Origin of the sequence: Kutzneria buriramensis (assembly GCF_003387475.1) — a bacterium.
Classification (GTDB): domain Bacteria; phylum Actinomycetota; class Actinomycetes; order Mycobacteriales; family Pseudonocardiaceae; genus Kutzneria; species Kutzneria buriramensis.
Genome location: NZ_QUNO01000011.1, coordinates 228,714 through 254,748 on the forward strand (window position 1 = coordinate 228,714; position 26,035 = coordinate 254,748).

The window sequence follows — 26,035 nt, forward strand, 5'->3', positions numbered from 1 at the left end:
TCGCCGCCCGTGCCGGGCGGGGCGAGGCCGCTCGTGACCGGTGCCTCGCCCTTGCTGGATTTCGAACGCCGCATCGGCTCGGCGGTGGGTCGGGTCTACTGGCGGCGATCGAAATCCAGCAACCAGGCGAAGCACCGGCGCGGCCTCGCGACTCCGGGCTGGCGGCGTTGTGCCGCTTGCCGGTGTCGCTCGCCTCACTTCAAGACTCGCCGAGCATCCTCCACAGTGTTGTCGGGGTCTGGCCTTAGCTTGGGAGTCCATGCGGGTCCTGCACACCTCCGACTGGCACGTCGGCCGCACCTTCCACGGCCGCGACCTGCTCGCCGACCAGGAGACGGTGCTGGTCGGGCTGGCGTCGATCGTCGAACGCGAGCGGGTCGACGTCGTCGTGGTGGCCGGTGACCTCTACGACCGCGCGGTGCCGTCCGCAGAGTCCGTCGACATGTGCGCACGGGTGCTGGGCGCGATCCGCGAGGCCGGCGCGCGGATCGTGATCACGCCGGGCAATCACGACTCCGCCCAGCGCATCGGCGTGTTCGGCAACTTCGCGGCGGCCGGCGGCCTGCACCTCAAGACGAAGCTGTCCGCGCTGGACACCCCGGTCGTACTGGACGACGTCGCCTTCTATGGACTGCCCTATCTGGACCCGGAACCGTCCCGGCACGCACTCGGTGTGGACGGCCGCGGCCACGCCGCCGTGCTGGGTGAGGCGATGCGCCGCGTTCGTGGCGATTTACGCAACAGAAGCGGACTTGGCACCATGGTTCTCTCGCACGCCTTCGTGACCGGCGGCGAACCCAGCGAGTCCGAGCGCTCCATCCGTGTCGGCGGCATCGACCACGTGCCCGGCTCGGTCTTCGACGGCGTCGACTACGTCGCCCTCGGCCACCTGCACGGCGCGCAGAAGCTGGCCGAGAACCTCCGCTACTCGGGCAGCCCGCTGGCCTACTCCTTCTCCGAGGCGCGGCACCGCAAGCAGGTCCTGCTGGTCGACCTTGACAGCTACGGTTTGCACAAGGTCACGCAGGTCGTGCTGCCTGTTCCGCGCAGGTTGGCCACGGTCGCCGGCCGCCTCGACGATCTTCTCTCCGACCCCCGGCACGCCGGTCTGGAAGAGTGCTACCTGTCGGTCGCGGTCACCGACGACGTACGACCCCTTGACCTGCAACGGAAGTTGCAGGAGCGGTTCCCGTTCGCCGTGCACGCCGAGTGGCGCCCGGACGGCGGTCGGGCCGCGACCGAACTGCGCTACGCCGACGCCGTGCGCGGCCGCAGCGATCACCAGATCGCCGCCGGTTTCGTGCACGACGTGCGGGGCAGCGAGGCGACCGGATCGGAATCGTTGTTGCTGGAGCAGGCTTTCCGGGAGGTGGAGACGGAATGAGGTTGCACCGATTGGAGTTGTGCGCCTTCGGCCCCTATGCGGGCCGTGAGGCGGTGGACTTCGACCAGCTCGGCGCCGACGGCCTTTTCCTGCTGCACGGGGAGACCGGCGCCGGTAAGACGACGCTGCTCGACGCCGTGGCGTTCGCGCTGTTCGGCCGGGTGCCGGGCGCGCGCGGCGACGTGAAGCGGCTTCGTTACGACAACGCCGATCCCGACCTGCCGACCGAGGTCATGCTGGAGCTTTCCGTTCAGGGACAACGGTTTCGGCTCACCCGCAGCCCGGAGTACGACCGGCCCAAGCGGCGCGGCAACGGATTCACCACACAGAAGGCCATTGCCTCGCTGACGTGGCTGAGTTCCGACGCCGAGGGCATCACCCGAAATGACGAGGTCGCGCTCACCGTGGAGCGGTTGCTCGGCATGACCGCCGAGCAGTTCTTCCAGGTTGTGCTGCTGCCGCAGGGGGAGTTCGCCCGCTTCCTGCGCTCGGACACGTCCGAGCGGGAGAAGCTGTTGGAGAAGTTGTTCGGCACGCAGCGGTTCCACAACGTCGAGCAGTGGTTCCGTGATCGGCGCACGGTGGCGTATCGCAAGGTCGAGCAGCACCGGCAGCGCGTCCGCGAGCAGGTGGCCCGCACCGCGCAGGCGGCCGGCGAGCAGATGCCGGATGAGGCCGACGAGCCGTGGCTCATGGAATTGTCAGACCGGGTCGCCACGATGGTCTCCATGGCAGAGGCGTCCGAGTCCGCGAGCCGGGAACGTGCCCGGCAGGCGGAGACCGAGCTGGCGCAGCGACGTGCGCTGGCCGATCGGGTGCGCCGCGTGCGCCGGGCCACCGAGCAGCTCGCGAGTCTGCCGAACGAGGAGCGCGCCGCGTGGAGGGCCGAAGTGGCCGCCGCTCGACGTGCCGTCGGCGTCGCGGCTGCCCACGGGACGTGGCGGCAGATCGAGCGCGAACTGGCGCAGGTGCGTGATCGGGAACAGGCCGGCGTGCGACGGCTCGGCCCGGTCGTGCTGGAGGACGATCCCCGCGGTCAGGCGGGCCGTCTACGTGAGGAAGCCGGGACGCTGAAGCAGTTCGTCGCCGAGGCCGAGCAGTTGGCGGCCGACCAGCGGCGGATCCGTCAGCACGAGCGGCGCCGCGACGAGCTCGCGACCGGCATCCGGCAGCTCGGCGGGGCCCTCGCCCAGCTGCCGGACCAGCTGAGCATCGCTCGGCAGCGCCTCGACCAGGCCCGGGAGGCGCGGGCTCGGCTGGACGGCGTCGAGGACCAGTGGAAGCAGCTGGCCGAGATCGCCGTGGACGCGGATCGGCTGCCGGCGTTGGAACGCGCCCTGGAGCGGGCCGTCGCGGGCGATCGACGGGCCGTCGACGAACATCAGGCGGCATACGATCGGTTCCTGGACATCAGGCAGCGCCGCCTGGACGGCATGGCGTCCGAACTGGCCGCCGGACTCGTCCCCGGCGATCACTGCCCGGTGTGCGGGTCGGCCGACCACCCGGCGCCGGCCCGTGCCGTCGACGGATCGGTCACCCGGGAGCAGGACGTCGCCGCGCAGCGGGCCGAGCAGGAGGCGAAGCAGCGCCGCGAGCAGGCCGCCGCGCGGTTGCGCAGCGCCGAGCAGGAATGCCTGACTCTGCGGGATCGCCTGGCCGGCAAGGATCCCGAGTCGCTGAAGGCCGAGCTGAAGATGCTCACCGACGAGCGGGACGAGCTGCGCGCGGTGGCCGCGTGGGTCGACCGGCTGGTGGCCGAGGTGGGGCGCCTGGAGAGCGAGACGCGGCGGCAGACCGAGCGGCATGCCGAGGCCGAGCGGGAGCTCGCCGTGGTCGTCGCCGAGCTGACCTCGTTGCGAGAGAACGTCGACGAGCGCACCGAACGCGTGCGGCTCGCTCGTGGCGAATTCCGGGATGTGGCGGCTCGCCGTGAGCACCTGCTCTCCGTCGCCGACTGCGTCGAGGCCGTCGCCACCGCCAGGGACGAAGCCGCCGGGGTGGAGAAAAGGCTGGCGGCGCAACGCGAAGCCGTCGTCCAGGCCGCAGCCGCGGCCGGTTTCGACGACGTCTCCACGGCCATCGCCGCCGCGCGCACCGACCAGGCCGTCGCGGCGTTGGAGCGGCGGCTGGAGGAGGTACAGGCCGTCGAGGACTCAGCGCGCGGTGTGCTCGCCGAGCCCGAGCTGGCCGGCGTGGATCCGGCGACCGAGGTCGACGTCGCCACGACCGAGGCCGAGGCGGCGCAGGCCCGTGCGGCCCTGGAGGCCGACGTCGCGGCGCTGCGGTCGGCCCAGCAGCGCCGGATCGAGCTGGCCGAGCAGGGCACCCGGCTCCGCGCGGTGTGGACGTCGCTCGCGCCGGTGCTGGCCGAGTACGACGAACTGGACGCCCTGACCGACGTCGTCATCGGACGCGGTCAGAACGCCCGGGCCATGTCGCTGCGCTCCTACGTGCTGGCCGCCCGGCTGGAGGAGGTCGCCATCGCCGCCTCCCGCCGGCTGCGCCGGATGAGCCAGGGCCGCTACGAGTTCGTGCACTCCGACGCCGCCGGCCCGCGCGGCACCCGGGGTGGGCTCGGCCTGGACGTGTTGGACGACTACACCGGTCGGATCCGGCCGGCCAAGACGCTGTCCGGCGGCGAGTCGTTCCTCGCCTCGCTGGCGCTCGCCCTGGGCCTGGCGGACGTGGTCGCCGCCGAGACTGGTGGCGCGCTGCTGGACACGCTCTTCGTGGACGAGGGCTTCGGCACCCTCGACCCGGAGACCCTCGACATGGTCATGGACACCCTCGACGAGCTGCGGGCCGGCGGCCGCGTCGTGGGTCTGGTCTCGCACGTCGAGGAGTTGCGGCAGCGGATCCCGACCCGGCTGCGGGTGCGCAAGGCCCGCACCGGCTCGCGATTGGAGGTGGTGGCCTAGGCAGCAGCCGCCTCGTGGTCGAGCAGCCAACGCTTGACCTCGGCGCCCCAGCGGAAGCCGCCGATCGTGCCGTCGGTGCGCAGCACGCGGTGGCAGGGCACGAACAGCGTCACGGCGTTGTACGCGCAGGCCCCCGCGGCCGCCCGAACCGCGGTCGGGCGACCGGCCAGCTCGGCGTATTCCTTGTAGGTGACCGGCTTGCCGGCCGGGACGGTGCGCAGCACGCGCCAGGCGTGCTCGCGGAACTCGCCGGACCGCTGGAGGACCTCGATGTCGTCGATCACCAGCAGCTCGCCGGCGTGGTAGTCGCGGACGGCCCGGGTGATGTGACCCAGTTCGGCTCGCTCCTCGATCTCGGTCGGTCGCAGCGACGGCCCCACCTGGGGCAGCAGCTCGCCGAGGTCGGCGGTCCAGCCGGAGGCCAGCACGACGTCCTGGGCGTTGACGACCGTGGTGAACGGCCCGGCCGGGGTGTCCACAGTGGACGAGTACGCGGTGGTCACTTCGAGCTCCTGGGAGTGAGGGTCGACAAGTGGGCGGCCCGCCACAGGTGCATGCCGGCGTACGAGCGCCAGGGCCGCCAGGCCCGGCCGCGCGTCGCCAGGCCGTCCGGGTCGGAGGGCAGGCCGAGGTTGGCCGCGCCCTTGAGCAGGGCCACGTCCGTGGTGAGCAGGACATCGGGCGCGCCGAGCACGCGCATCAGCACGTAGCCGGCGGTCCAGGGGCCGATGCCGGGCAGGGCTTCGAGTTCGGCACGCAGTTCCTCCGGGTCGCGGCCGACGTCGACGGTGAGCGTGCCGTCGGCCAGCGCCGCGCAGGTGGACAGGATGGTGTCGATGCGCCGGCGAGGGCCGGTCAGCACCGCCGCGCCCTCCTTGGCGATGGCCTCGGGGGTGGGGAACAGCCTGGTCAGCGTGCCGTCCGGGGTTTCCAGCGGCTCGCCGAGCTGCTCGGTGAGCCGGGCGAGCGCCGTGCGGGCCGCCGCGACCGTCACCTGCTGGCCGAGCAGCGCGCGCAGCACGATCTCGGGGCCGTCGACCGCGCCCGGCAGCCGGATGCCCGGTGTCTTCGCCACCGACGGCGCCAGGTCCGGGTCTGCCGCGAGCAGGTCGTCGCAGGCCACCGGGTCGGCGTCGAGGTCGAACAGGCGGCGCACGCGTGTCACCGCGCTGCCGAGGTCGCGGAGGTCGGTCAGGCACAGGGTGCAGTCCATGTGCTGCGCCGCCGGTGTCACGCGGACCGTGGCGGTGCCATGTGACAGCCGCAGCGTGCGGGCGTAGCCGTGCTCGCTCGCCTCTTCGACGCCCGGGATCGCCCGGGAGGCGAAGAAGACCAGCAGGCCCGTCGCGTCCAGCGGCGGCCGGTAGGGCAGGCGCAGGGTGATGGTGCCCGGCGCGGCCTCCGCCTGCTTGCGCTTGGCCGCGCCCTCGCGCAGCTGGGACGGGGTGACCGCGAACACCGCCCGCACGGTGTCGTTGAACTGGCGGATGCTGGCGAAGCCCGCGGCGAACGCCACGTCCGAGAACGGGAGGTCGGTGCTTTCGATCAGCAGCCGGGCCGAGTGCGCCCGGTGCGCCCGGGCCAGGGCCAGCGGCGGGGCGCCGAGCTCCGCCGTGAGCACCCTGGTCAGGTGCCGCTCCGAGTAGCCGAGGCGGCGGGCCAGGCCGGGCACGCCGTCGCGCTCGACCACGCCGTCCGCGATCAGCCGCATCGACCGGGCGGCCAGGTCGGCGCGCACGTTCCACTCCGGCGAGCCCGGCACCGCGTCGGGCAGGCAGCGCCGGCATGCCCGGTAGCCGCCGGCCTGGGCGGCCGCCGCCGTCAGGTAGAACTCGACGTTCTCCCGCTTCGGGCGGACCGCGGGGCAGGACGGCCGGCAGTAGATGCCGGTCGTGCGCACCGCGGTGATGAAGTGGCCGTCGAAGCGCGCGTCGCGGGAGGCGACGGCGCGGTAGGCGCGTTCCGGATCGATGAGCACGGTATGAATGCTGCCAGCGCCGGCGGGCAACGGCTGGCGGTTTTCGGACACCAGCGTCGAGCCGCGTAGACTGCTCCGTCGTGAGTCTCACCCTCGGCATCGTCGGTCTGCCCAACGTCGGCAAGTCGACCCTGTTCAACGCGCTGACCCGCAACGACGTGCTCGCCGCGAACTACCCGTTCGCGACGATCGAGCCCAACGTGGGCGTCGTCGCGCTGCCCGACCCGCGGCTGGACAAGCTCGCCGAGCTGTTCCACTCCGAGAAGATCGTGCCGGCCACCGTGTCGTTCGTCGACATCGCCGGCATCGTCAAGGGCGCGTCCGAGGGCGCCGGGCTCGGCAACAAGTTCCTCGCCAACATCCGCGAGGCCAACGCCATCTGCCAGGTCATCCGCGTGTTCGACGACCCGGACGTGGTGCACGTGGACGGTCGGGTGGACCCGTCGTCCGACATCGAGACGATCAACACCGAGCTGATCCTGGCCGACCTCCAGACCCTGGAGAAGGCGCTGCCGCGGCTGGAGAAGGAGTGCCGCACGCAGAAGGACAAGCGGCCCGCCTTCGAGGCCGCCGCCAAGGCCAAGGAGATCCTCGACGCCGGCCGCACCCTGTTCCAGGCGCAGGCCGAGCTGGACGTCGCGCTGCTGCGGGAGCTCAACCTCCTGACCGGCAAGCCCTTCCTCTACGTGTTCAACGCCGACGAGGGCGTGCTGACCGACGAGGCCCGGCTCAAGGAGCTGCGCGAACTCGTCGCGCCGGCCGACGCCGTGTTCCTCGACGCCAAGGTCGAGTCCGAACTGATCGAGCTGGACGCCGAGTCCGCGCGGGAGCTGCTGGAGTCCATCGGCCAGCACGAGCCCGGCCTCGACGCCCTGGCCCGCGCCGGCTTCCACACCCTCGGGCTTCAGACCTACCTCACCGCCGGCCCCAAGGAGTCGCGGGCCTGGACCATCCCCCAGGGCGCCACCGCTCCGCAGGCCGCCGGTGTCATCCACACCGACTTCGAGCGCGGCTTCATCAAGGCCGAGGTCATCTCCTACGACGACCTCGTCGCCGCCGGCACCGTCGCCGCCGCCCGCGCCGCCGGCAAGGCCCGCATGGAGGGCAAGGACTACGTCATGGCCGACGGCGACGTCGTCGAGTTCCGCTTCAACGTCTGACGGGCTTCCCGAGGGTCGGACCGGCTACCGGACGGAGCGGGGACGGGGAATGAAACCCGGGTGCACCGCCCGGGTAAGGCTCCTACCGTTCGCATGTGCAGATCCGTGACGCCTCGGCCGGCGACTGGCCCCTGATCTACCCGTTCTTCGCCCAGGTCGTCGCTGATGGGCGGACATACGCCTATCCCGACGGCCTGTCCCTCGATGAGGCCCGGGGCTGGTGGATGGAGTTCCCGCCGGGGCGCACCGTCGTCGCGGTCGACGGCGACGACATCCTCGGCAGCGCCAAGATGGGGCCCAACCGGCCCGGCCGCGGCTCTCACGTCGCCACCGGCAGCTTCATGGTCGACCCCCGCCACCGCGGCCGCGGCGTCGGCCGCGCCCTCGGCCTGCACGTCGTCGACTGGTGCCGCGATGCCGGCTACCGCGGCATCCAGTTCAACGCCGTCGTCGAGTCCAACACCGCCGCCGTCGCCCTCTGGCGCTCCCTCGGCTTCAGCACCATCGGCACCGTCCCCGCCGCGTTCGACCACCCCGACCACGGCTACGTCGGCCTGCACGTGATGTGGCTGGACCTCACGGCATGACGAAGGGGCCGCTGCTGCGCAGCGACCCCTTCGGGTGACGCGGTGTCAGTGCTCGGAGTTGCGGTGCCGGGCGGCGTAGATGATCACGCCGAAGGCGGCGCCGAGGATGGCCAGGGCGGCGACACCGGCGAAGATCAGGTCGTTGTCGCCCGGTTGTGACTGGGCGGCGACCTGGGGGCTGGCCTGGGCCTGCACGGCGAACAGGACGGCGAGTACGACGGCGGCGGCGCAGGCGGCCGCGGTGCGGCAGAACTTCATCACTTCGAATCCCCTTGTACGGCTTCACTACTGACGACGCATGGGGAGGGGTGATCGTTGCCCGGGTAGCCCAGGTCACAACCTGAGATTCCGCTGTGGACTTGCGGAACCCGGCACGAAGCGAGGTGGGCTCGGCGTTAAAGACGGTGTAAGGCCGACAAGGAGGGCCATCATGACCACTGCATTCGCGAACAACTCGGCGGCCTCGGCGCTGCCCACCCCGCCCACCGGCTGGCCGATCGGCTCCTACGACACCTACGAGCAGGCGCAGCGCGCGGTGGACTTCCTGGCCGACCGGGAGTTCCCGGTTCAGGACATCACGATCGTCGGCGCGGAGCCGATGCTGGTGGAGCGCGTGACGGGCCGGCTGACCTGGGGCCGCGTGCTGGGCGCGGCGGCCGCGTCGGGCGCCTGGTTCGGTCTGTTCGTCGGCATCCTGCTGTCGCTGTTCACGGTCGGCGGCGGCTGGCTGCCGATCGCGATCGGCCTGGTCGGCGGCGTGGGCGCCAGCATGATCTTCGCGGCGATCAGCTACGCCTCCACCCGGGGCAAGCGCGACTTCGTGTCGCAGAGCCAGTTGGTGGCCCGCCGCTACGACGTGCTGTGCCAGCCACGCAACGCGGAGGCGGGCCGCAACCTGCTCTACTCGCTCGGCTGACCGAGCAGCTCCAGCACCCCGTCGATCTCGCCGGCGAGCGTCACGTCCAGCGCCGTGACGCCGCCGGCGCTGTGCGTGCTGCACCGGAACGTGACGGTCCGCCACCGGATGTCGATGTCGGGATGGTGGTTGTCGTTCTCCGCGATCTCGGCCACGCGGTTCACCGCCTGGATCGCCTCCGGGAAGCTGGCCAGCTCGGCGGTGCGCACGATGGCGCCCCCGTCCTGCCGCCACTGCGCCAGTCGTCCCAGCGCCTCGGTCACCTGATCGTCCGTGAGCAATTCCGCCATGCCGTCCATGGTGGTCCCGACCACGCCGGAACGCAGCGTAAGCTCCGGGTGAGCCACGGGAGTCCGGTGTTGCCGGGCTGAGAGGAGAGCGGGCGAGCTCTCGACCGTAAGCACCTGATCCGGGTCATGCCGGTGGAGGGAGGCACTACGGGCGACCTCGCGCACGCGCGAGAGTCACCTGGAGGACATGTGACCGGGACGGCACGGCTGGCGGCCACGACACTGGCGGTCCTGACACTGGCGGGCTGTTCGCTCGCCGGCGGCGGCGACCAGCCCTCGAGCCCGCACACGGTGACGCTGGTCACCCACGACTCGTGGGCGGTCGACAAGACCCTGTGGGCGGACTTCCAGAAGACCTCGGGCATCACGGTGAAGGTCAGCATGAACGGCGATGCCGGCGAGCTGACCAACAAGCTGGTGCTGACCAAGGCGAACCCGATCGGCGACATCGCCTACGGCGTCGACAACACGTTCGGGTCCCGGGCGCTGACGGCGGGCGTCTTCGCCCCGTACACCAGCCCGGACGCCGACCAGGGCCCGCAGCGCTACCAGTTCGACGACACCCACCGCCTGACCGCGATCGACGTGGGCGACGTCTGCCTGAACGTGGACACGGGCTGGTACGCGTCGCACAACCTGCCGGCGCCCGCGTCCTATGCGGACCTGACCGACCCCCGCTACAAGGACCAGATGGTGGTGGAGGACCCGACCCGGTCGTCGCCGGGCCTGGCGTTCCTGCTCGGCACGGTCAAGCAGTTCGGCGCGGACGGCTGGTCGGGCTACTGGACCAAGCTGAAGTCCAACGGCGTGAAGGTCGACGCGACCTGGGAGGAGGCCTACACCCAGGACTTCTCCGGCTCCTCCGGCAAGGGGCCGCGGCCGGTCGTGGTGTCCTACGCGTCCTCGCCGGCCGACGAGGTCGGCCAGGACGGCAAGCCGCGCACCGCGGCGCTGCTGAACACCTGCTATCGCCAGGTCGAGTACGCGGGCGTGCTGAGCGGGGCGAAGAACCCCGACGACGCCAAGAAGGTGCTGGACTTCCTGATTTCGCAACGGTTCCAGCAGCAGGTGCCGGGCAGCATGTTCGTCTACCCGACCCGGTCCGGGGTGTCGCTGCCGGACGCCTGGAAGACGGCGGCCCCGCTGCCGGACGCGCCGGCGCAGCTGCCGGCCGCCCAGGTGGACGCGAACCGTGACAAGTGGGAACAGCAGTGGCGAACGCTGCTTCAAGGCTAGTTCTGCCGCTGCTGGCGTTGCTGCCGATCGCCTTCCTGGTCCTGTTCTTCGCGTGGCCGGTGGCGTCGATCGTGGGCATCGGCCTGGGCGGCAGCGGCGTCACGGCCGTGCTGACCAGCGGTGACACCTGGCAGCTGGTGGCGTTCACGCTCGGCCAGGCCGCGGCCGCGACGCTGGTGGCGGTGCTGGCCGGCATGCCGCTCGCGTACGTCATGGCGCGGTGCAAGCTGCCGGGCATCGGTGTGGTGCGCACGCTGATCCTGGTGCCGTTCGTGCTGCCGACGGTGGTGGTGGGCCTGGCGTTCCGGGCGTTGCTGCCGGACGCCGGCGTGCTGTCGATCGTGCTGGCCAACGCCTTCTTCAACGTGGCGGTGGTCGCGCGCACGGTCGGCGGCCTGTGGGCGCACACGGATCGCCGCGCGGAGGAGGCGGCCCGGGCGCTCGGTGCGTCGCGGTGGCGTGCCTTCACGTCGGTGGTGCTGCCGTCGATCGCGCCGGCGATCGGATCCGCGGCGGCGGTCATATTCCTGTTCTGCGCCACCAGTTTCGGCGTGGTGCTGATGCTCGGTGGGGCGCGTTACCGGACGCTGGAGACCGAGATCTACCTCCGCACGGTCGACCTGTTCGACCTGCCGGGCGCGGCGGCGCTGTCGATCCTTCAGGTGGTGGCGGTGATCGCCGTGCTGGTGATCGGGGCCTTCGCGCGCCGACGCCGTGAGACGGCCTTGCGACTGCGGGGTCGCTTGGAGACCGCCAGAAGGCCGGTCGGCGGCGAGTGGATCGTGGTCGCGGCGGCGCTGGCCGTGATGGTCGCGCTGCTGGTGCCGATCGTCGGCCTGGTGACCAAGTCACTGACCACCTTGGACGGCTGGCGCGCGCTCACCAGCACCGGCGACTCCGGCACGCTGGAGGTGTCGGCCTGGGAGGCGGCGGGGAATTCGCTCCGCGCGGCGACCGACGCCACGATCTTCGCGATGGTCCTCGGCGTCGCGGCGGCCGTGGTGCTGTCGCAGCTTCGTCGCGGCCGCGCGGTCCTCGGCGAGACGCTGGACCTGGCGCTGATGCTGCCGCTGGGCGTGTCGGCGGTGACGGTCGGCTTCGGCTACCTCGTCACCCTCGGCGACCTGCCCTTCGACCTGCGGACATCGCCGCTGCTGGTGCCGTTCGCGCAGGCCCTGGTGATCACGCCGCTGATCGTGCGAACGGTGCTGCCGGTGCTGCGGGCCATCGACGAGCGGCTACGGCAGGCGGCCGGCACGCTCGGCGCGGGCCCGTTCCGGGTGTGGCGCGAGGTCGACCTGGCGCTGGCCGGCCGGTCGCTGATCGCCGCGGCCGGTTTCGGTTACGTGGTCGCGCTGGGCGAGTTCGGCGCGACGAGTTTCCTGGCACGGCCGGACGCGCCGACGCTGCCGGTGGCGATCGCGCGGCTGATCGACCGGCCCGGCGAGTTGAACAACGAGATGGCGTACGCGGCGTGTGTGGTGCTGATGCTGGTCACGGTGCTGGCCGTCGTGGTGATCGAGCGGCTGACGCCGGCCGTCGGGGAGTTCTGATGACACTGGAACTGCAAGGATTGTCCGTCCGCTACGGACCGATCGCCGCCGTGTCCGATGTCGACCTGAGCGTCGCCGACGGCGAGGTCGTGGCGCTGCTCGGCCCGTCCGGATGCGGGAAATCGACGCTGCTCCGGGCGGTCGCCGGCCTGGAACGGCCCGCCGCCGGCACGATTCGGTGGGACGGCGTCGATCTGGCCGGCGTCGCCGTGCACCGCCGGGACTTCGGGCTGGTCTTCCAGGACGGACAGCTGTTCCCGCACAAGGACGTTGCCGCGAATGTGGCGTTCGGCATGCGCATGCACCACGTCGATCGGGCGGAGCGCGCGAAAAGGGTCGACGAGCTGCTGGCGCTGGTCGGCCTCGCCGGTTACGGGCAGCGGCGCGTCACCGAGCTGTCCGGCGGCGAGCAGCAGCGGGTGGCGCTGGCTCGAGCGCTGGCCCCCAAGCCCCGCTTGCTGCTGCTGGACGAGCCGCTGTCCGCTTTGGACCGTGCGCTACGGGAACAGCTCGCCGTCGACCTGGCGGCGTTGCTGCGCGCGACCGGCACGACCGCGCTGGTGGTGACCCATGATCACGACGAGGCGTTCACGCTGGCCGACCGCGTCGCGCTGATGCAGGGCGGCCGGATCCGGCAGGTCGGGCCGCCGGACGAGGTGTGGCGGCGGCCGGCCGACGACGTGGTCGCCGGTTTCCTCGGCTGCACCACTTTCGTGCCGGCGCGGGCGGACCACGACGTGGTGACCAGCCCGCTCGGCGAGCTCCCGCTGCCCGGCTCCGGTGACGGCGCAGTGCTGCTTGGCCTGCGCGCCAACGCCTTGCGCACCGACCCGGCCGGCTTCGTGCGGGGCGAGGTCGTGCAACGCCTGCACCGGCGTGACCACGCTCGGCTCCTGGTGCGCCTCAGCGGCGAGGATGTGCCCACCAACCCCGTCGAGGCCGTCGCGCCCGTCGCCGGTGCCCCGGAGCCCGGCGACGCCGTCCGGCTCGCGCTCGACCCCGACGGCATCGCCCTGACCGGAAACCTCACGTGATTCCCGACTGGCTGCCGGCGTGGTGCCTGGAGCAGCTGAGCAGTGAACCCGGGAAGGTGCTGTTCGAGCTGCACCAGATGTCCACGGTGATCGGTCTCCGGTTGGCCGATGGCAGGGAGGTCGTCGTCAAGGCGCGTGCCGACGACGGCCGGGCCACGTCCTGTGTCGCGGCGCAGCATCGGTTGGCGGAGAGCGGTTTTCCGTGCGCGCGGCCGCTGACGCCGGCAGTCCGCGCCGGTTCGCTGGCCGTTCACGCCGAGGAGTTCCGGCCCGGTGGGGAAGTCCTGCGCGGGGATTCGCCCTACGTCGCCGTCCGTTACGCCGAGGTGTTCGCCCGCTCGATGGCCTTGCTCGCGGATTTCGTCGTCGCGCCGCCACGGCCCAGTCCGCGCTGGTCCCGTTGGGACCACACGGATTCCGGCCTGTGGCCGGCGATCGACTTCCTGGACGAGCGGGACCAGGGTGCTGTGCCTGCTCACGTGATCGACACCGCGGAACGGGTCCGCCGGCGGTTGCTGGCCGCCGGGATGCCCTGTGTGTTGGGGCATGCCGACTACGAGGCGCAGAACCTCCGGTGGCACGGCGACGAGGTGTGGGCCGTGCACGACTGGGACAGCCTGGCCTGGCAGCCGGAGGCCGCGCTGGTCGGCGCGGCGAGTGCTGCGTTCGCCAACGTCGGGCAGCCGACCCTGGCCCCGATCGAGAGCTCCGAGGCGTTCATGGCGACCTACCAGGACGTGCGGGAACGGGTGTTCACGGCGCCCGAACTGGAAGTCGCCTGGGCGGCGAGCTTGTGGACGGCCGCGTACAACGCCCGCTGGGAAGCACTGCACGGGCAGGCGCCGCTGTCCGGTGAGGCAGTCCGGGTGCAGGCCGGTGAACGCCTGCGCCGGGCGGCCGCGTAGAACACGGTGCTGGCGACGCCCTTCCCCGGTGGCGTCGCCAGCAGCTCAGCCCCCTAGCCGTCCTTGCTCGACACCTTGGCGTAGGCGACGCCGAGGCCGATCGCCAGGTAGCAGGCGGCCTTCAGGGTGCTGTTGACGAGCCCGTCCCATGGCATGGGGTCGCGGAGCACGTCGGTCACCGAGGTCCAGCTGCTGGTCAGCAGGTACGGCTGCATCCAGTCGAGCTGGGGGATGAGCGTGATGACGCCGAACACCAAGGCCCCGGCCAGGGTCGCGGCCATCACCACCAGCGGGTGCTCGGTGAAGGCGGACACGGCCAGCGCGATGGCCGCGACGGCCCACACCTGGAAGGTCACCCACAGGACGGCGAGCCCGATCCGGCCGAGGGCGTCGCCGAAGCTCAACGTGTTGCCGGACAGGGTGATCATGCCGTCGGTGCCGACGAGCACGACGCCGGTGATCACACCGACGACGGCGATGCCGAGCACCGCGATGAACACGGTGGTGGCGACGCCGAAGGCCTTCACGGCGAGCAACCGACCCCGGCCGACGGGAGCCATCAGCAGGCCCCGCAGCGTGCCGTGGGACGCCTCACCGGCCAGGGCGTCGGCTGCGGACATCGCCCCGAGCAGCGGCAGCAGCATGGTGAGCAGCAGCGTCAGCGACAGGATCGGCAGCACGAAACCGTTGCCCACCAGGGTGGCGAACAGGCCGCCACCGCCGCCGCGACGGCCGGCGATCGTGACGCCGATGCCGATCAGGATCGGCACGAGCGACAGCAGCACGATGGCGATCACGGTCCGCGGACGGCGCAGCGTCCACCGGAGTTCGGACGCCAGCAGCCGGCTCAGCGGGGCCCGCAGCGGCCGGTCCAGCGCCGGCCGGTCCAGCACGGCGGCGGTCATCGCGGCTCCCCCTCGGTCAACTGGGCGAACAGGTCCTCCAGGCCGGTCCGCCGACGCCGCACCTCGTGCACGGACGCTCCGGCCTCGACCAGCGCCTTCACGACCTGCGGCGCGGTGGTGCCGATCAGCTCGACGAACAGCCCGTCCTCGCTCGATCGGGCGGCGATTCGCTTGTCCCGCAAGGCGTCCAGCGACAGCTCGACGTCCGGGGTGGACACCAGCAGCGCGGGCGCGCCGGCCTCCAGCAGCTCGTCCAGCTCGCCCTGGGCGACCACGGATCCCTTGTGCAGCACGGCGACGTGCGTGCAGGTGGCCTCGATCTCGGCCAGCAGGTGCGAACTGACCAGCACGGTGGTGCCGGCGGCGTGCAGCTCGGCGATCACCCGCCGGATCTCCCGCGTGCCGGCCGGGTCCAGGCCGTTGGTCGGCTCGTCCAGCACGACCAGCCGGCGCGGCAGCAGCAGGACGGCGGCCAGGCCCAGGCGCTGCTTCATGCCCAGCGAGTAGCCCCGGTACCGGCGGTCGGCGGCGTCGGCGAGCCCGACCCGCTCCAACGCCTCGGTCACCGACGAGGCGATCGCCGGCGTCGCCATCAGCGGCTCGGCCGCGGCGACCCGGCGCAGGTTCTCCCGACCCGACAGGAACGGGTGGAAGCCGGGCCCCTCGACCAGCGCGCCGACGTGCGGCAGCGTGATCTGGGCGCCGCTGGGCATCGGGTGCCCGAGCAGCTCCACCTCGCCCGCGGTCGGCTGCACGAGGCCGAGCAGCATCCTGATCGTGGTGGTCTTGCCCGATCCGTTCGGGCCCAACATCCCCAGCACGGCGCCGTCGGGCACGTCCAGATCCACCTGGTCGACGGCGACCGTGCTGCCATACGTCTTGCGCAGGCCCCGAGTCCGCGCGGCGAGAGCGGGGGCGGCCACGGCCGCCCCCACCCCCGGCTCCACGAGGGAGGTACTGGTCACTTCACGCTCGCCAGCGCGGTGATCAGCGCCTGCTCCGGCACGGCGCCCACGGCGATCCGCCCGTCGTCGAGCACCAGCGCGGTGCCGACGGCGGTGCTGATCTCGTAGCCCGAGCCCCACGGCCCGCTCACCCGCTTGCCCAGCTGGCCGAGCAGCTTGGACGGGTCGAAGTTCTCGCCGCCCTTGGTGGTCGCGGACCTGTCCCCGCCCAGCGTGCCCGCCGGCAGCTTCTCCACGAGCACGGTGTCCCAGCCGCTGCCCACGATCTGCGGCTTGGCGGCGTTCTTCAGCTGGTCCGGGGCCTTGTCGGCGACCTTCTTGTCCTCGCCGGTGACCACGTTCGCGCCGGCCGGCGGCGTGAACGTGAACAGCGCCGGGTCCTGCGGCGCGATCTGGAGCGTGGAGAACCCGATCTGCGCCACCGGCTGCGCGTTGCCGTTGGCCAGCACGCTCAGCTGGAGCGGGATCTTCGTCTCCGAGTCGATGGCGATGCGCACCTCGCGCAGCAGCGTCTTCTCGGTCGGCTTCGGCGCCAGCACCAGCTCGTAGGCAGGCCGGCCGGCGACGGTCGCGGTGCCGTCCACCTTCACCGTGCTGTCCTTGTCGATCAGCGCGATGATCTGCTTGGCCGCAGCGGCCGGGTCGGTGGCCATCTCACCGCTGCCGGGCTTGTCCGGGTGCGCCTTCTGCTCGGGCGTGTCGGTGCTCTTGTGCACCGTGTTGTTCTGCGACGTCCAGTCCCACAGCGTGGTGCCGTCGAAGACCATCGTCTCCTCGGAGGTGGCGCCCGGCAGCGACACGCGACCCTTGCCCTTGCCGTCGGTCCACACCTGCGCCTTGGTGGTGCCGTCGGTCAGGAATTTCGACGCCTGGCCGCCCAACGCCGGCACGGCCGGCAGCCCCAGGTTGTTGGTCGCGGACACGGTGCCGGCCAGGGCCGGCACGGTCTTGGTGGTCAGCACGGACTGCACCAGCTGCTCGGCGCTGACCTGCGGCAGGACGGGTGCGGGTCCGGCGCCGGCCGGCAGCGCGAGCACCCCCAGCCCGACCACGCCGGCCAGCACGCCGGCCGCGCCGACGACCAGACCTGCCTGCTTCCCGTTCATGGCTCCCCTTCCAATCACGTCCAGTGAACGCCTCCGAGCGTGGTCAAGGCCAGCTGAGACGGCGCTGAGGAGCTGAGAGACCGCTGAGAGCGACCGCCGACATGCCGGCTGACCGGCCCGAACCGCTGAGAGAAACCTGAGAGTCGCGCCGGGCGTGGCCATACTGGCCGGGTGAGACCACGGGTGCTCGTAGTTGACGACGAGATCGGGGTGCGCCGGGCGCTGGAGCGGGGCCTGACCGCCGAGGGGATGGACGTGGTGTGCGCGGCGGACGGCCCGAGCGGCCTGCGCGCGGCGCTGACCGGCAGCTTCGACGTGGTGCTGCTGGACATCATGCTGCCGGGGCTGTCCGGCTACCGGGTGCTGCAGCACCTGCGGGCGGAGAACGTGGAGACTCCGGTGCTGCTGGTGTCGGCCAAGGACGGCGAGGTGGACCAGGCCGACGGCCTGGACCTGGGCGCCGACGGCTATCTGGTGAAGCCGTTCTCCTTCATGGTGCTGGTGGCCCAGGTGCGGGCGGTGCTGCGTCGCGGGGCGTCGAGCGAGGCGGCGGCCGCACACCTCAAGGTGGGGGAGCTGGTGATCGACCGGGCCGGACGCGAGGTGCGTTGGGCCGGCGAGCAGGTGGTGCTGAGCCCGCGTGAGTTCGCGGTGCTGGAGGTGCTGGTCAGCCGCGCGGGCGCGGTCGTCACGAAGGACGAGCTGCTGCGCACGGTGTGGGGCGACGAGCTCGCGGCGACGCGCAACGCGGTCGAGGTGTACGTGGGCTACCTGCGGCGCAAACTTGAGGCCGTGGGCGCAGGTGACGTCGTACGGACGATTCGGGGGCACGGTTACATGGCGAGCTCGCCTGACCTGGACGCAGCGCTGCGTCGATGAACCCTCGCGTGTGGTGGCGGCGTCGATCGCTGCGCTCCAAGATCACCGTCTCCGCCACGCTGTTCGCGATGGCCTTCCTGCTCGTGCTGTCCCGCCTGGCCGGCGGCGCCATCGGCAATCTGCTGGTCGGTGCCGCCGACACCGAGTTGCACCGGGCGCTCGACGACGCCGTGCCGGCGGTCAGTTCGGGGCAACCGGTGCGGTCGACGCTCGTCGACGTGCAGCTGCGCGTGCTGGACACCGATGGTGCGCCGGTCGACGGCGGCCCGCGGCCCAAGCTCAGCGACCGCGACGTCCACACCCTGATGTCCGGCATGGACGTGCTGCGGCTCGGGGACGATCCGCCGCACCGCTGGATCGGGCAGGTCGTCTACGACCCCACGGGTCTGCCGCGGCTGGTCGCGGCGGGCGCAGACCTTGTCGGGTATGACCAGGCGGTCCGCGAGGGCGCGGACTGGCTGTCCATCGCGGCGGTGCTGGCGTCGCTGCTGATCGGCGTGGCGACGTGGTTCGTCGTCGGGTGGTCGCTGTGGCCGGTACGGCGCATGCGTGCCGCCGCAGGCGAGTTGCCGGCCGGGGAGCGGTTGCCGGTGCCGGAGGCGCACGACGAGTTGCGGTCGCTCGCGGAGGCATTGAACGACCTGTTGTCACGGCGTGACGAGGCCGTGCAACGACTGCGGCGCTTCACCGGTGACGCCGCGCACGAGCTGCGGTCGCCGGTCGCCTCGATCCGTGCGCAGGCGGAAGTCGCGGTGGCGCACCCGGATCCGGAGTTCGCGCAGGAGGTTCTCGCAGCGGTTACGGACGAGTCGGAACGGATGTCGACGCTCGTCACGGACTTGTTGGCGCTGGCGCGATCCGACGCCGGCGAGTCGCAGCCCGTGGGGCGTGTCGACGTGAGCGAGGCCGCGATCGCCGCCGCGGAGCGCTTGTCCGGCAATGGCGGGCCGCGCATCCGTGTCGACGCCCCGCGCGCTGGCGCTGTTGTGCTCTGCGCGCCGGGCGAGGTCGCCCTCGTGCTGAACAACTTGCTCAACAACGCGATTCGGTACGCACGCGTGCAGGTGCGGGTGACTGTCCTGCCGGCGGGTGCGACTGTGCGGTTGCTTGTCGACGATGACGGCCCCGGTGTGCCGATCGAGCACCGCAGCCGGCTGTTCGACCGCTTCTACCGCGTGGACGACGACCGTGCACGGGGGACCGGCGGCGCGGGACTCGGGCTCGCGCTGGTCGCCGAGACCGTGCGACGGCGCGGTGGGACCGTGCGCGTGACCGACTCGCCCGACGGCGGCGCGCGGTTCGAGGTGCGGTGGCAGGCGGCCGGGTTGGCGATGTGGGGCAGGATCTGAGGCGTGACCCAGGTTGTCGTCGCCACCGCCATCGTGCGGGGCGGACAGGTGCTGGCCCAGCAGCGGGCTTATCCCCGCGCCGACGCCGGCCGGTGGGAGTTCCCCGGCGGGCGCGTGGAGCCCGGCGAGTCCGAACAGGACGCCGTGGTGCGGGAATGCCGTGAGGAGCTCGGGGTGGAGGTGCTCGCGGGCGAGGCAGTCGGCGTGGACGTGCCGTTGCGGGGGGGGGATGGTGCTGCGGCTCTACACGGCGTCCCTGGTGGGGGCCGGGGAGCCGGTGGCTGTGGAGCACAGTGCCGTGAAGTGGGTGGGGGCCGACGAGTTGGAGTCGGTGGAGTGGCTGGACGCGGACCTGGCGTTCCTGCCGGCGCTCCGGGCGCTGCTCGGCTGAGCGGCTTTTGCCACATGCGCTTCCTACTTGGCGCTGAGTGCCGAGTGAGAAGCGCATGTGACGAAAAACGTCAGCGTGGAGACGATTCGGATGTGAAGCCTGTCACTAGGGAAATGCCGGTTTCCCGGGTCGGCAGCGACCCGCACCACACGCCGCCGTCACCGAACCGCCGCCTCCGCGCCACCGGAACATGGCCGCCTGCAACCCCGGTCACGCCGCCTTCTTCTTGGCCTTGAGCAGGGCGACCACCGGGCAGCGCTTGCATCGCGGCGTGGACCGGCAGCACTTCTTCTTCACCTTGACCTTGCCCACCCGGCGCTCTCCCGCCCTCGACTCAGCCCACCATAGGTGAGCCTTGCCTAAGTCGGTACCCAAGGGGAGGAAAAGGTACGATGGACAGGGACACACGCGGGCCTGAGCAGGCCGCCGGTGCCCTCCTCCCACCAGCAACGCTCTAGGAGTTCCGCGTGCCCACGGCCACCGCGAGTCAGATCCGCACGGACCTTCGCAACGTCGCCATCATCGCGCACGTCGACCACGGCAAGACCACGCTGGTCGATGCCATGCTGCGGCAGTCGGGGGCGTTCGCCGCCCGCGCCGAGCTGGTCGACCGGGTCATGGACTCCGGCGACCTGGAACGTGAGAAGGGCATCACGATCCTCGCCAAGAACACCGCGGTGCGGCGCAGCACGCCGGACGGGGTCGTCACGATCAACGTGGTCGACACCCCCGGCCACGCCGACTTCGGTGGCGAGGTCGAGCGCGCGCTGTCCATGGTGGACGGCGTGCTGCTGCTGGTCGACGCCAGCGAGGGCCCGCTGCCGCAGACCCGTTTCGTGCTGCGCAAGACGCTGGCCGCTGGCCTGCCGGTGGTGCTGGTGGTCAACAAGGTCGACCGCCCCGACGCCCGCATCGCCGAGGTCGTCGAGGAGACCCACGACCTGCTGCTGGACCTGGCCACCGAGGTCGGCGCGGACGACTCCGTGCTGGACCTGCCGGTCATCTACGCCTCGGCCCGCGCCGGCAAGGCCAGCCTGACCCAGCCGGCCGACGGCGGCCTGCCCGACAGCGAGAACCTGGACCCGCTGTTCGACGTGCTGCTCGGCCACCTGCCGGCGCCGACCGGCGACCCGGAGGCCCCGCTGCGCGCGCTGGTCACCAACCTGGACGCCAGCAGCTTCCTCGGCCGTATCGCGCTGTGCCGCATCCACGCCGGCACCATGCGCAAGGGCGAGTTCGTGGCCTGGTGCCGCGAGGACGGCTCGACCCAGCGCGTGAAGATCACCGAGCTGCTGATCACCGAGGGCCTCGAGCGCCAGCCGGCCGAGCTTGCCGCCGCCGGCGACCTGGTGGCCATCGCCGGCATCCAGGACATCACGATCGGCGACACGCTGGCCGACGCCGAGAACCCCGAGCCGCTGCCCCGGATCACCGTGGACGAGCCGGCCATCTCCATGACCATCGGCGTCAACACCTCGCCGCTGGCCGGGCGCAACGGCGGCACCAAGCTCACCGCCCGCCTGGTCAAGGCCCGGCTGGACAGCGAGCTGGTCGGCAACGTGTCGGTCCGCGTGCTGCCCACCGAGCGCCCGGACACCTGGGAGGTGCAGGGCCGTGGCGAGCTGGCGCTGGCCATCCTGGTCGAGCAGATGCGCCGCGAGGGCTTCGAGCTGACGGTCGGCAAGCCGCAGGTCGTCACCCGCACCATCGACGGCGTGCTCTGCGAGCCCTACGAGCGGCTCACGGTCGACTCGCCCGAGGAGCACCTGGGCGCGGTCACGCAGCTGCTGGCCAACCGCAAGGGCCGCATGGAGCACATGGACGGCCACGGCACCGGCCGGATCAAGCTGGACTACGTGATCCCGGCCCGCGGCCTGATCGGCTTCCGCACCGACTTCCTCACCGAGACCCGCGGCACCGGCATCGCCAACCACGTCTTCGAGGGCTACCACCCGTGGGCCGGCGAGATCCGCACCCGGCACTCGGGCTCGCTGGTCGCCGACAGGACCGGCCCGATCACCGCCTACGCGATGATCCAGCTGGCCGACCGCGGCACCTTCTTCGTCGAGCCCGGCCAGGACGCTTACGAGGGCATGGTCGTCGGAGAGAACCCGCGCGCCGAGGACCTGGACATCAACGTGGCCCGGGAGAAGAAGCTCACCAACATGCGGCAGTCCTCGGCCGACGTGATGGAGACGCTGGCCCGCCCGCGCAAGCTGTCGCTGGAGGAGGCGCTGGAGTTCTGCGCCAGCGACGAGTGCGTCGAGGTGGCGCCGACGGTGATCCGGGTGCGCAAGCTGGTGCTCGACGCGACCACCCGCGGCCGCGAGCGGTCCCGCGCCAAGACCCGCGACCAGAACGCCAAGTAGCGAGGCCCAAGTCGCGAGGCCGCGCCGGTGCTTCGCCCGGTTGCGGCAAGGGCGAGGCACCGCTCACGAGCGGCCTCGCCCCGCGCGGCACGAACACAGCAACCTCCCCGACCCCGCACGCGTCTGTTCACCCGTGTGGTCCATAGTTGACGGCGGAAGCCGGCCGTGGACCACACGGGGCTTCGCCCCTGTCACCCAGCAGTCGGAGGCGGATACGTGCGCGGCAGGCCAGCGCTGCTCGCTCTGGGCGCGGCGGTCTGCGCCCTGCTGACGGCCTGCACCGACTCGCCGCCGCCCCCGCTCGTCAACGCGCCGTCGACCTCGGTCACGCCCACGCATCCCGCCGACCCCACGCAGCTGGTGGTCGGCGTGGACAGCGTGAAGGGCGGGTTCAACCCGCATCTGCTGGCCAACCAGACGACGGTCACCCGGGCGCTGGGGGAACTCGTGCTTCCCTCGGTTTTCCACACCGGGCCCGACGGCAGCCCGCGCCTGGACACCACGCTGATGGCGTCGGCCGAGGTCACCAAGGCCGACCCTTACACGGTCACGTACACCATCCAGCCGCAGGCGGCCTGGGGCGACGGCGCGCCGATCGCCGCCGAGGACCTCGCCTACCTGTGGCAGAACATGCGGTCCCAGCCGGGCGTGGTCGACCCCGCCGGCTACCGCCTCATCACGGGCGTGTCGGCGCGGGACGGCGGCCGCGTCGCGGACGTCACCTTCAGCCAGCCCTATCCGGGTTGGCGGACGCTGTTCAACGACCTGTTGCCGGCGCACGTGCTCAAGGACGCCCCCGGCGGCTGGGCCGGCGCGCTGAGCGAGGCGTTCCCCGCGGCCGGCGGGCCGTTCTCGATCCGCAGCATCGACCCGGAGCGCGGCGAGATCGTGTTGCAGCGCAACGACCGCTACTGGGGCCCGTCGACCAAGTTGCAGCAGATCATCCTGCGCCAGGCCGCGCCGGCCGACGTCTACAACGCGCTCAAGGCGGGCGACGACCAGCTCGCCGTGATCAACCCGAGCGACAGCACGATGCGCGCGCTCAACGAACTGGGCAAGACGGTCGCACTGACCACCGTGCCCAATCCGGTCGTCGTGCAGATACTGCTGCGCCAGACCAGTTCCAAGCTGTCCGATCCGACGCTGCGCGCCGCCGTTTTCGACTCGATCGACCGGGACGCCCTGATCGCACTGGGCACGAACGGCGGACCGTCGGTCTCGATGCACGCCGACTCGCTGGTGATGGCCCCGTCGCAGCCGGGCTACAAGCCGTCCATCCCGGCCGGCGTGGGCACGCCGCACCCCGACACGGTGAATCAACTTCTCACCCAGGCGGGTTATACGAAGACCAATGGCACCTGGGTGCGTGACGGCGTCCCGCTCAATCTGGTCATCGGCGCGCCGAACGACCGCGAGCCCTACGCCCAGCTGGCCGGGGTGTTGCAGCAACAGCTGGTGGCGGCCGGTTTCGGCGCCACCATCATGAACACCTCCGGCGACCAGCTGTTCGGCCAGGTGCTGCCCACCACCACGACCACCACGCCGCCGACGACCACCAGCGCCTCCCAGGCCACCGACCAGACGGGTGACGCCGCGAGCACGGTGGACATCGCGGTCGTGCCGCAGGCGGTGGGTGGCGATCCGGCGAGCGTGCTGGCCGCCTCGTTCGGCTGCCGGGGCGCCCTGCCGGACGGCACGACCGCGCTGCCGGCGGCCAATCCGGCCGGGTTCTGCGACCACGGCCTCCAGCCGACCGTCGACACCGCGCTGAGCGGCGGCATGCCGCTGGACACCGCGCTGGCCACGGTCGAGCCGTCGTTGTGGCAACAACATGTGGCGATGCCGTTGTTCCAACTCTCCGATGTCCTCGCAACCGGTTCCGACATCACTGGTGTGAACGGCGGACCACCCTTGGTCGGACCCTTTGCCGGCGCGCCAACGTGGCGGCGTTCTGTTCGTCGGTGACCCGTTCGTGTTGTTAATTGCTGTTAATTCGGACTCTTCACACGACGCGGCGATTTCAACTCTTGACAGATTTTTCCCCCGTTCGGGTAGCGAACGATCCCGCCCGGTAACGAGTCAATCGCTACGCGCTGTCACCGTGTCACCCTTTGGTCACGATCGCCGTGTCACCAGTGACCGACGGGTATTCCCGTTCTTACGGTGCCTGACACAGCGCGCAGGTCGAGTAGCTTGTGGCGCGCTATGGTCCCCGGGTGCGCGCGTCGACTGATCAGGTCGCGGCCGCCCTGTGCTAGGAGGGCACGTGTCAATGAGGAGATCCAAGGCGATCCCCGCGATCGCGGTGATGGCTGGCGCCGCTCTCATGCTGACCGCATGTGGCGGCTCCGGTGGGGGCGATCAGGGCAGCGGATCGACATCCGGCGGCGCCACCAGTGGTGCCATTGCCAAGGGTGAATCCGGCGACACGTACACCGCGCCGAAGGTCAACGACATGGGCGCCGTGGTTGTTTCCACGGACAAGCCCTTTGTCGCTTACAACAACGCCACCGCCGACTCGGTTCAGTCCTACAACAGCTACGCCCTGATCCAGGTCCTGGCCCGTCCATTCATCCTGGACGGCAACAACAAGGTCCTGTTGAACAAGGACGTCATGGACTCGGTCGACGTCACGTCGACCAGCCCGAACCAGGTGGTGACCTGGAAGATCAAGAAGGGCGTCGAGTGGTCGGACGGCGCCCCGTGGAACTGCAAGGACTTCTACCTGGCGTGGCTCTCCGAGAGCGGCCAGGACGTGAAGCCGGACAAGACCACCTACTTCAACCCGGGCAGCACCACCGGCTACAGCCAGATCAGCTCGGCGAAGTGCCAGGACGACCAGACCCTGGTGACGACGTTCTCCACGCCGTTCGGTGACTACAAGAGCCTGTTCGGCATCTCCGACGAGATCCTGCCGGCGCACATCCTGGAGAAGCAGACCGGCATCTCGGACATCACCCAGGTGACGCCGCAGAGCCCGGCCGACGTGCTGACCAAGGTGTCCACCTTCTGGAACACCGGCTGGAAGGGCTTCAAGGCCGACCTGGCGCCGGCCTCCGGCCCGTACAAGATCAGCAACTGGACCCAGGGCCAGTCCATCACGCTTGTCCGCAACGACAAGTGGAAGGGCAACCCCGGCGGCCCGTCGCAGATCACCCTGAAGGCGCTGCCCGACTCCAACGCCCAGGTGCAGGCGCTGCAGAACGGCGAGGAGCAGGTGCTGTCCTCGGCCCAGCCCGACCCGAACGCGGCGAGCTCGCTGCAGAGCCTCGGCTCGTCCGGCATCACCTACGGCGCGAACGCGGGTCTGAACTTCGAGCACCTCGACCTGAACTTCAAGCGTCCGCTGTTCCAGGACGAGGCGGTCCGCAAGGCGTTCGGCCAGTGCATCAACCGCAACGAGCTGGTGGACAAGCTGATCAAGCAGGTCCAGCCGGACGCCAAGCCGTTCAACAGCGTGATCTTCTTCCCGGGTCAGCCCGGCTACACCGACAACTACTCGGACAAGCTGATCGCCAACCCGTCCACCGCCAAGCAGACGCTGACGGCCGACGGCTGGGCCCCGGGTCCGGACGGCATCATGGCCAAGGGCGGCCAGAAGCTGTCGTTCAAGATCAGCCACACCGACATCCCGCGCCGCAAGCAGACCGTCGCGCTGCTGCAGAGCGAGTGCAAGGCGGCCGGCATCGACATCCAGGACGACACCGACCCGCACTTCCTGGACAAGCGCGTGAGTGACGGCGACTACGACGTGGCGCTGTTCGCCTGGTCGGTCGCGCCGTTCCACTCGGCCGGCATCACCACATACCAGACCGGTGGCAACCAGAACTACCAGGGCATCAGCGTCCCGGCCGCGGACGACGCCTTCAAGAAGGCGCTCGCCCAGACCGACGCCAGCGCCGCCAACGGCGACTACCAGGCCGCGGACAAGGCGATCGCCGAGTCGTACGGCACGTTCCCGCTGTTCCAGCCCCCGAACATGTGGGCCTACACCAGCGGCATCGACAAGGCGTACTTCCAGTCGTACTACGGCGCCCTGTGGGACGCCAACGAGTGGCAGAAGCCGAACAGCTGATCGAGCCGTCCTAACAACAACGGTTGACTGTTCCC

At 71.2% G+C, this 26,035-nt stretch carries 21 protein-coding genes, 1 pseudogene and 1 riboswitch; of the genes and pseudogenes, 15 read left to right on the plus strand and 7 right to left on the minus strand.

The annotated features are described in order from the left end of the window. The first annotated feature begins 259 nt into the window (after positions 1-259). Positions 260-1,384 (plus strand): exonuclease SbcCD subunit D, encoded by a 1,125-nt coding sequence (locus BCF44_RS30895; protein WP_116177937.1) that lies wholly within the window; start codon positions 260-262, stop codon positions 1,382-1,384. After that, entirely contained in the window at positions 1,381-4,302 is a 2,922-nt protein-coding gene (locus BCF44_RS30900) for an AAA family ATPase (RefSeq protein ID WP_116177938.1), read from the plus strand. The genes BCF44_RS30895 and BCF44_RS30900 overlap by 4 nt, the downstream gene beginning before the upstream one ends. On the opposite strand, the gene BCF44_RS30905 is transcribed toward BCF44_RS30900, so the two are convergent. Then, positions 4,299-4,805, minus strand: coding sequence for a methylated-DNA--[protein]-cysteine S-methyltransferase (locus tag BCF44_RS30905; RefSeq protein ID WP_116177939.1), 507 nt, complete (start codon positions 4,803-4,805; stop codon positions 4,299-4,301). The genes BCF44_RS30900 and BCF44_RS30905 overlap by 4 nt on opposite strands. Continuing rightward, positions 4,802-6,280, minus strand: a complete 1,479-nt coding sequence (locus BCF44_RS30910) for an AlkA N-terminal domain-containing protein (RefSeq protein WP_116178099.1) — start codon at positions 6,278-6,280, stop codon at positions 4,802-4,804. Before BCF44_RS30910 ends, BCF44_RS30905 begins: the two co-directional genes overlap by 4 nt. A gap of 80 nt (positions 6,281-6,360) precedes the next feature. Here BCF44_RS30910 and ychF point away from each other — a divergent pair, with 80 nt between their 5' ends. Together ychF and BCF44_RS30920 are read left to right on the plus strand one after the other, a co-directional pair. Beyond that, entirely contained in the window at positions 6,361-7,440 is a 1,080-nt protein-coding gene (gene ychF / locus BCF44_RS30915; protein WP_116177940.1) for a redox-regulated ATPase YchF, read from the plus strand. Positions 7,441-7,535: 95 nt separating this feature from the next. Next, complete coding sequence (locus tag BCF44_RS30920) at positions 7,536-8,027, plus strand: GNAT family N-acetyltransferase (protein ID WP_116177941.1); 492 nt, start codon at positions 7,536-7,538, stop codon at positions 8,025-8,027. Positions 8,028-8,072: 45 nt separating this feature from the next. On the opposite strand, the gene BCF44_RS30925 is transcribed toward BCF44_RS30920, so the two are convergent. Then, positions 8,073-8,288: a hypothetical protein gene (locus tag BCF44_RS30925; protein WP_147328701.1), complete on the minus strand. Its 216-nt coding sequence runs from the start codon at positions 8,286-8,288 to the stop codon at positions 8,073-8,075. A gap of 169 nt (positions 8,289-8,457) precedes the next feature. Here BCF44_RS30925 and BCF44_RS30930 point away from each other — a divergent pair, with 169 nt between their 5' ends. Further along, complete coding sequence (locus BCF44_RS30930) at positions 8,458-8,943, plus strand: YflT domain-containing protein (protein WP_116177943.1); 486 nt, start codon at positions 8,458-8,460, stop codon at positions 8,941-8,943. On the opposite strand, the gene BCF44_RS30935 is transcribed toward BCF44_RS30930, so the two are convergent. Further along, complete coding sequence (locus tag BCF44_RS30935; protein WP_116178100.1) at positions 8,928-9,233, minus strand: 4a-hydroxytetrahydrobiopterin dehydratase; 306 nt, start codon at positions 9,231-9,233, stop codon at positions 8,928-8,930. The genes BCF44_RS30930 and BCF44_RS30935 overlap by 16 nt on opposite strands. Before the next feature lie 45 nt (positions 9,234-9,278). After that, a riboswitch (TPP riboswitch) is annotated at positions 9,279-9,391 on the plus strand. A 31-nt stretch (positions 9,392-9,422) separates the two neighbouring features. On the opposite strand from BCF44_RS30935, the gene BCF44_RS30940 reads away from it, so the two are divergent. The 4 genes from BCF44_RS30940 to BCF44_RS30955 all read left to right on the plus strand — a co-directional run bounded on the left by BCF44_RS30940 (position 9,423) and on the right by BCF44_RS30955 (position 13,961). After that, positions 9,423-10,469, plus strand: a complete 1,047-nt coding sequence (locus tag BCF44_RS30940; protein WP_246015766.1) for a thiamine ABC transporter substrate-binding protein — start codon at positions 9,423-9,425, stop codon at positions 10,467-10,469. Then, positions 10,445-12,022, plus strand: coding sequence for an ABC transporter permease (locus tag BCF44_RS30945; protein WP_246015767.1), 1,578 nt, complete (start codon positions 10,445-10,447; stop codon positions 12,020-12,022). The genes BCF44_RS30940 and BCF44_RS30945 overlap by 25 nt, the downstream gene beginning before the upstream one ends. Next, the gene (locus BCF44_RS30950; protein WP_116177945.1) at positions 12,022-13,056 is read left to right on the plus strand and encodes an ABC transporter ATP-binding protein; all 1,035 of its coding nucleotides are present in this window, start codon (positions 12,022-12,024) and stop codon (positions 13,054-13,056) included. Before BCF44_RS30945 ends, BCF44_RS30950 begins: the two co-directional genes overlap by 1 nt. A gap of 77 nt (positions 13,057-13,133) precedes the next feature. Next, complete coding sequence (locus BCF44_RS30955; protein WP_425460095.1) at positions 13,134-13,961, plus strand: aminoglycoside phosphotransferase/kinase family protein; 828 nt, start codon at positions 13,134-13,136, stop codon at positions 13,959-13,961. 53 nt (positions 13,962-14,014) lie between these two features. On the opposite strand, the gene BCF44_RS30960 is transcribed toward BCF44_RS30955, so the two are convergent. The 3 genes from BCF44_RS30960 to BCF44_RS30970 are packed head-to-tail and all read right to left on the minus strand — an operon-like array spanning position 14,015 to position 16,937. Further along, positions 14,015-14,866, minus strand: a complete 852-nt coding sequence (locus tag BCF44_RS30960) for an ABC transporter permease (RefSeq protein ID WP_116177946.1) — start codon at positions 14,864-14,866, stop codon at positions 14,015-14,017. Next, on the minus strand, positions 14,863-15,831 hold the full coding sequence (locus BCF44_RS30965; RefSeq protein WP_116177947.1) for an ABC transporter ATP-binding protein: 969 nt from the start codon (positions 15,829-15,831) through the stop codon (positions 14,863-14,865). Before BCF44_RS30965 ends, BCF44_RS30960 begins: the two co-directional genes overlap by 4 nt. Continuing rightward, positions 15,828-16,937 (minus strand): LolA family protein, encoded by a 1,110-nt coding sequence (locus tag BCF44_RS30970; protein WP_116177948.1) that lies wholly within the window; start codon positions 16,935-16,937, stop codon positions 15,828-15,830. Before BCF44_RS30970 ends, BCF44_RS30965 begins: the two co-directional genes overlap by 4 nt. 171 nt (positions 16,938-17,108) lie before the next feature. Here BCF44_RS30970 and BCF44_RS30975 point away from each other — a divergent pair, with 171 nt between their 5' ends. The 6 genes and pseudogenes from BCF44_RS30975 (at position 17,109) to BCF44_RS31000 (ending at position 26,000) form a co-directional block, all read left to right on the plus strand. Beyond that, complete coding sequence (locus BCF44_RS30975; RefSeq protein ID WP_116177949.1) at positions 17,109-17,816, plus strand: response regulator transcription factor; 708 nt, start codon at positions 17,109-17,111, stop codon at positions 17,814-17,816. Then, complete coding sequence (locus tag BCF44_RS30980) at positions 17,813-19,165, plus strand: ATP-binding protein (protein ID WP_116177950.1); 1,353 nt, start codon at positions 17,813-17,815, stop codon at positions 19,163-19,165. The genes BCF44_RS30975 and BCF44_RS30980 overlap by 4 nt, the downstream gene beginning before the upstream one ends. A 3-nt stretch (positions 19,166-19,168) precedes the next feature. Continuing rightward, positions 19,169-19,556, plus strand: a pseudogene (locus BCF44_RS30985) ((deoxy)nucleoside triphosphate pyrophosphohydrolase). 467 nt (positions 19,557-20,023) lie between these two features. Continuing rightward, positions 20,024-21,925: a translational GTPase TypA gene (typA, locus tag BCF44_RS30990; RefSeq protein ID WP_116177951.1), complete on the plus strand. Its 1,902-nt coding sequence runs from the start codon at positions 20,024-20,026 to the stop codon at positions 21,923-21,925. Between the two features lie 216 nt (positions 21,926-22,141). Then, on the plus strand, positions 22,142-23,890 hold the full coding sequence (locus BCF44_RS30995) for an ABC transporter family substrate-binding protein (protein WP_116177952.1): 1,749 nt from the start codon (positions 22,142-22,144) through the stop codon (positions 23,888-23,890). 307 nt (positions 23,891-24,197) lie between these two features. Further along, complete coding sequence (locus tag BCF44_RS31000; protein ID WP_116177953.1) at positions 24,198-26,000, plus strand: ABC transporter family substrate-binding protein; 1,803 nt, start codon at positions 24,198-24,200, stop codon at positions 25,998-26,000. The last annotated feature ends 35 nt before the right edge of the window (positions 26,001-26,035 follow it).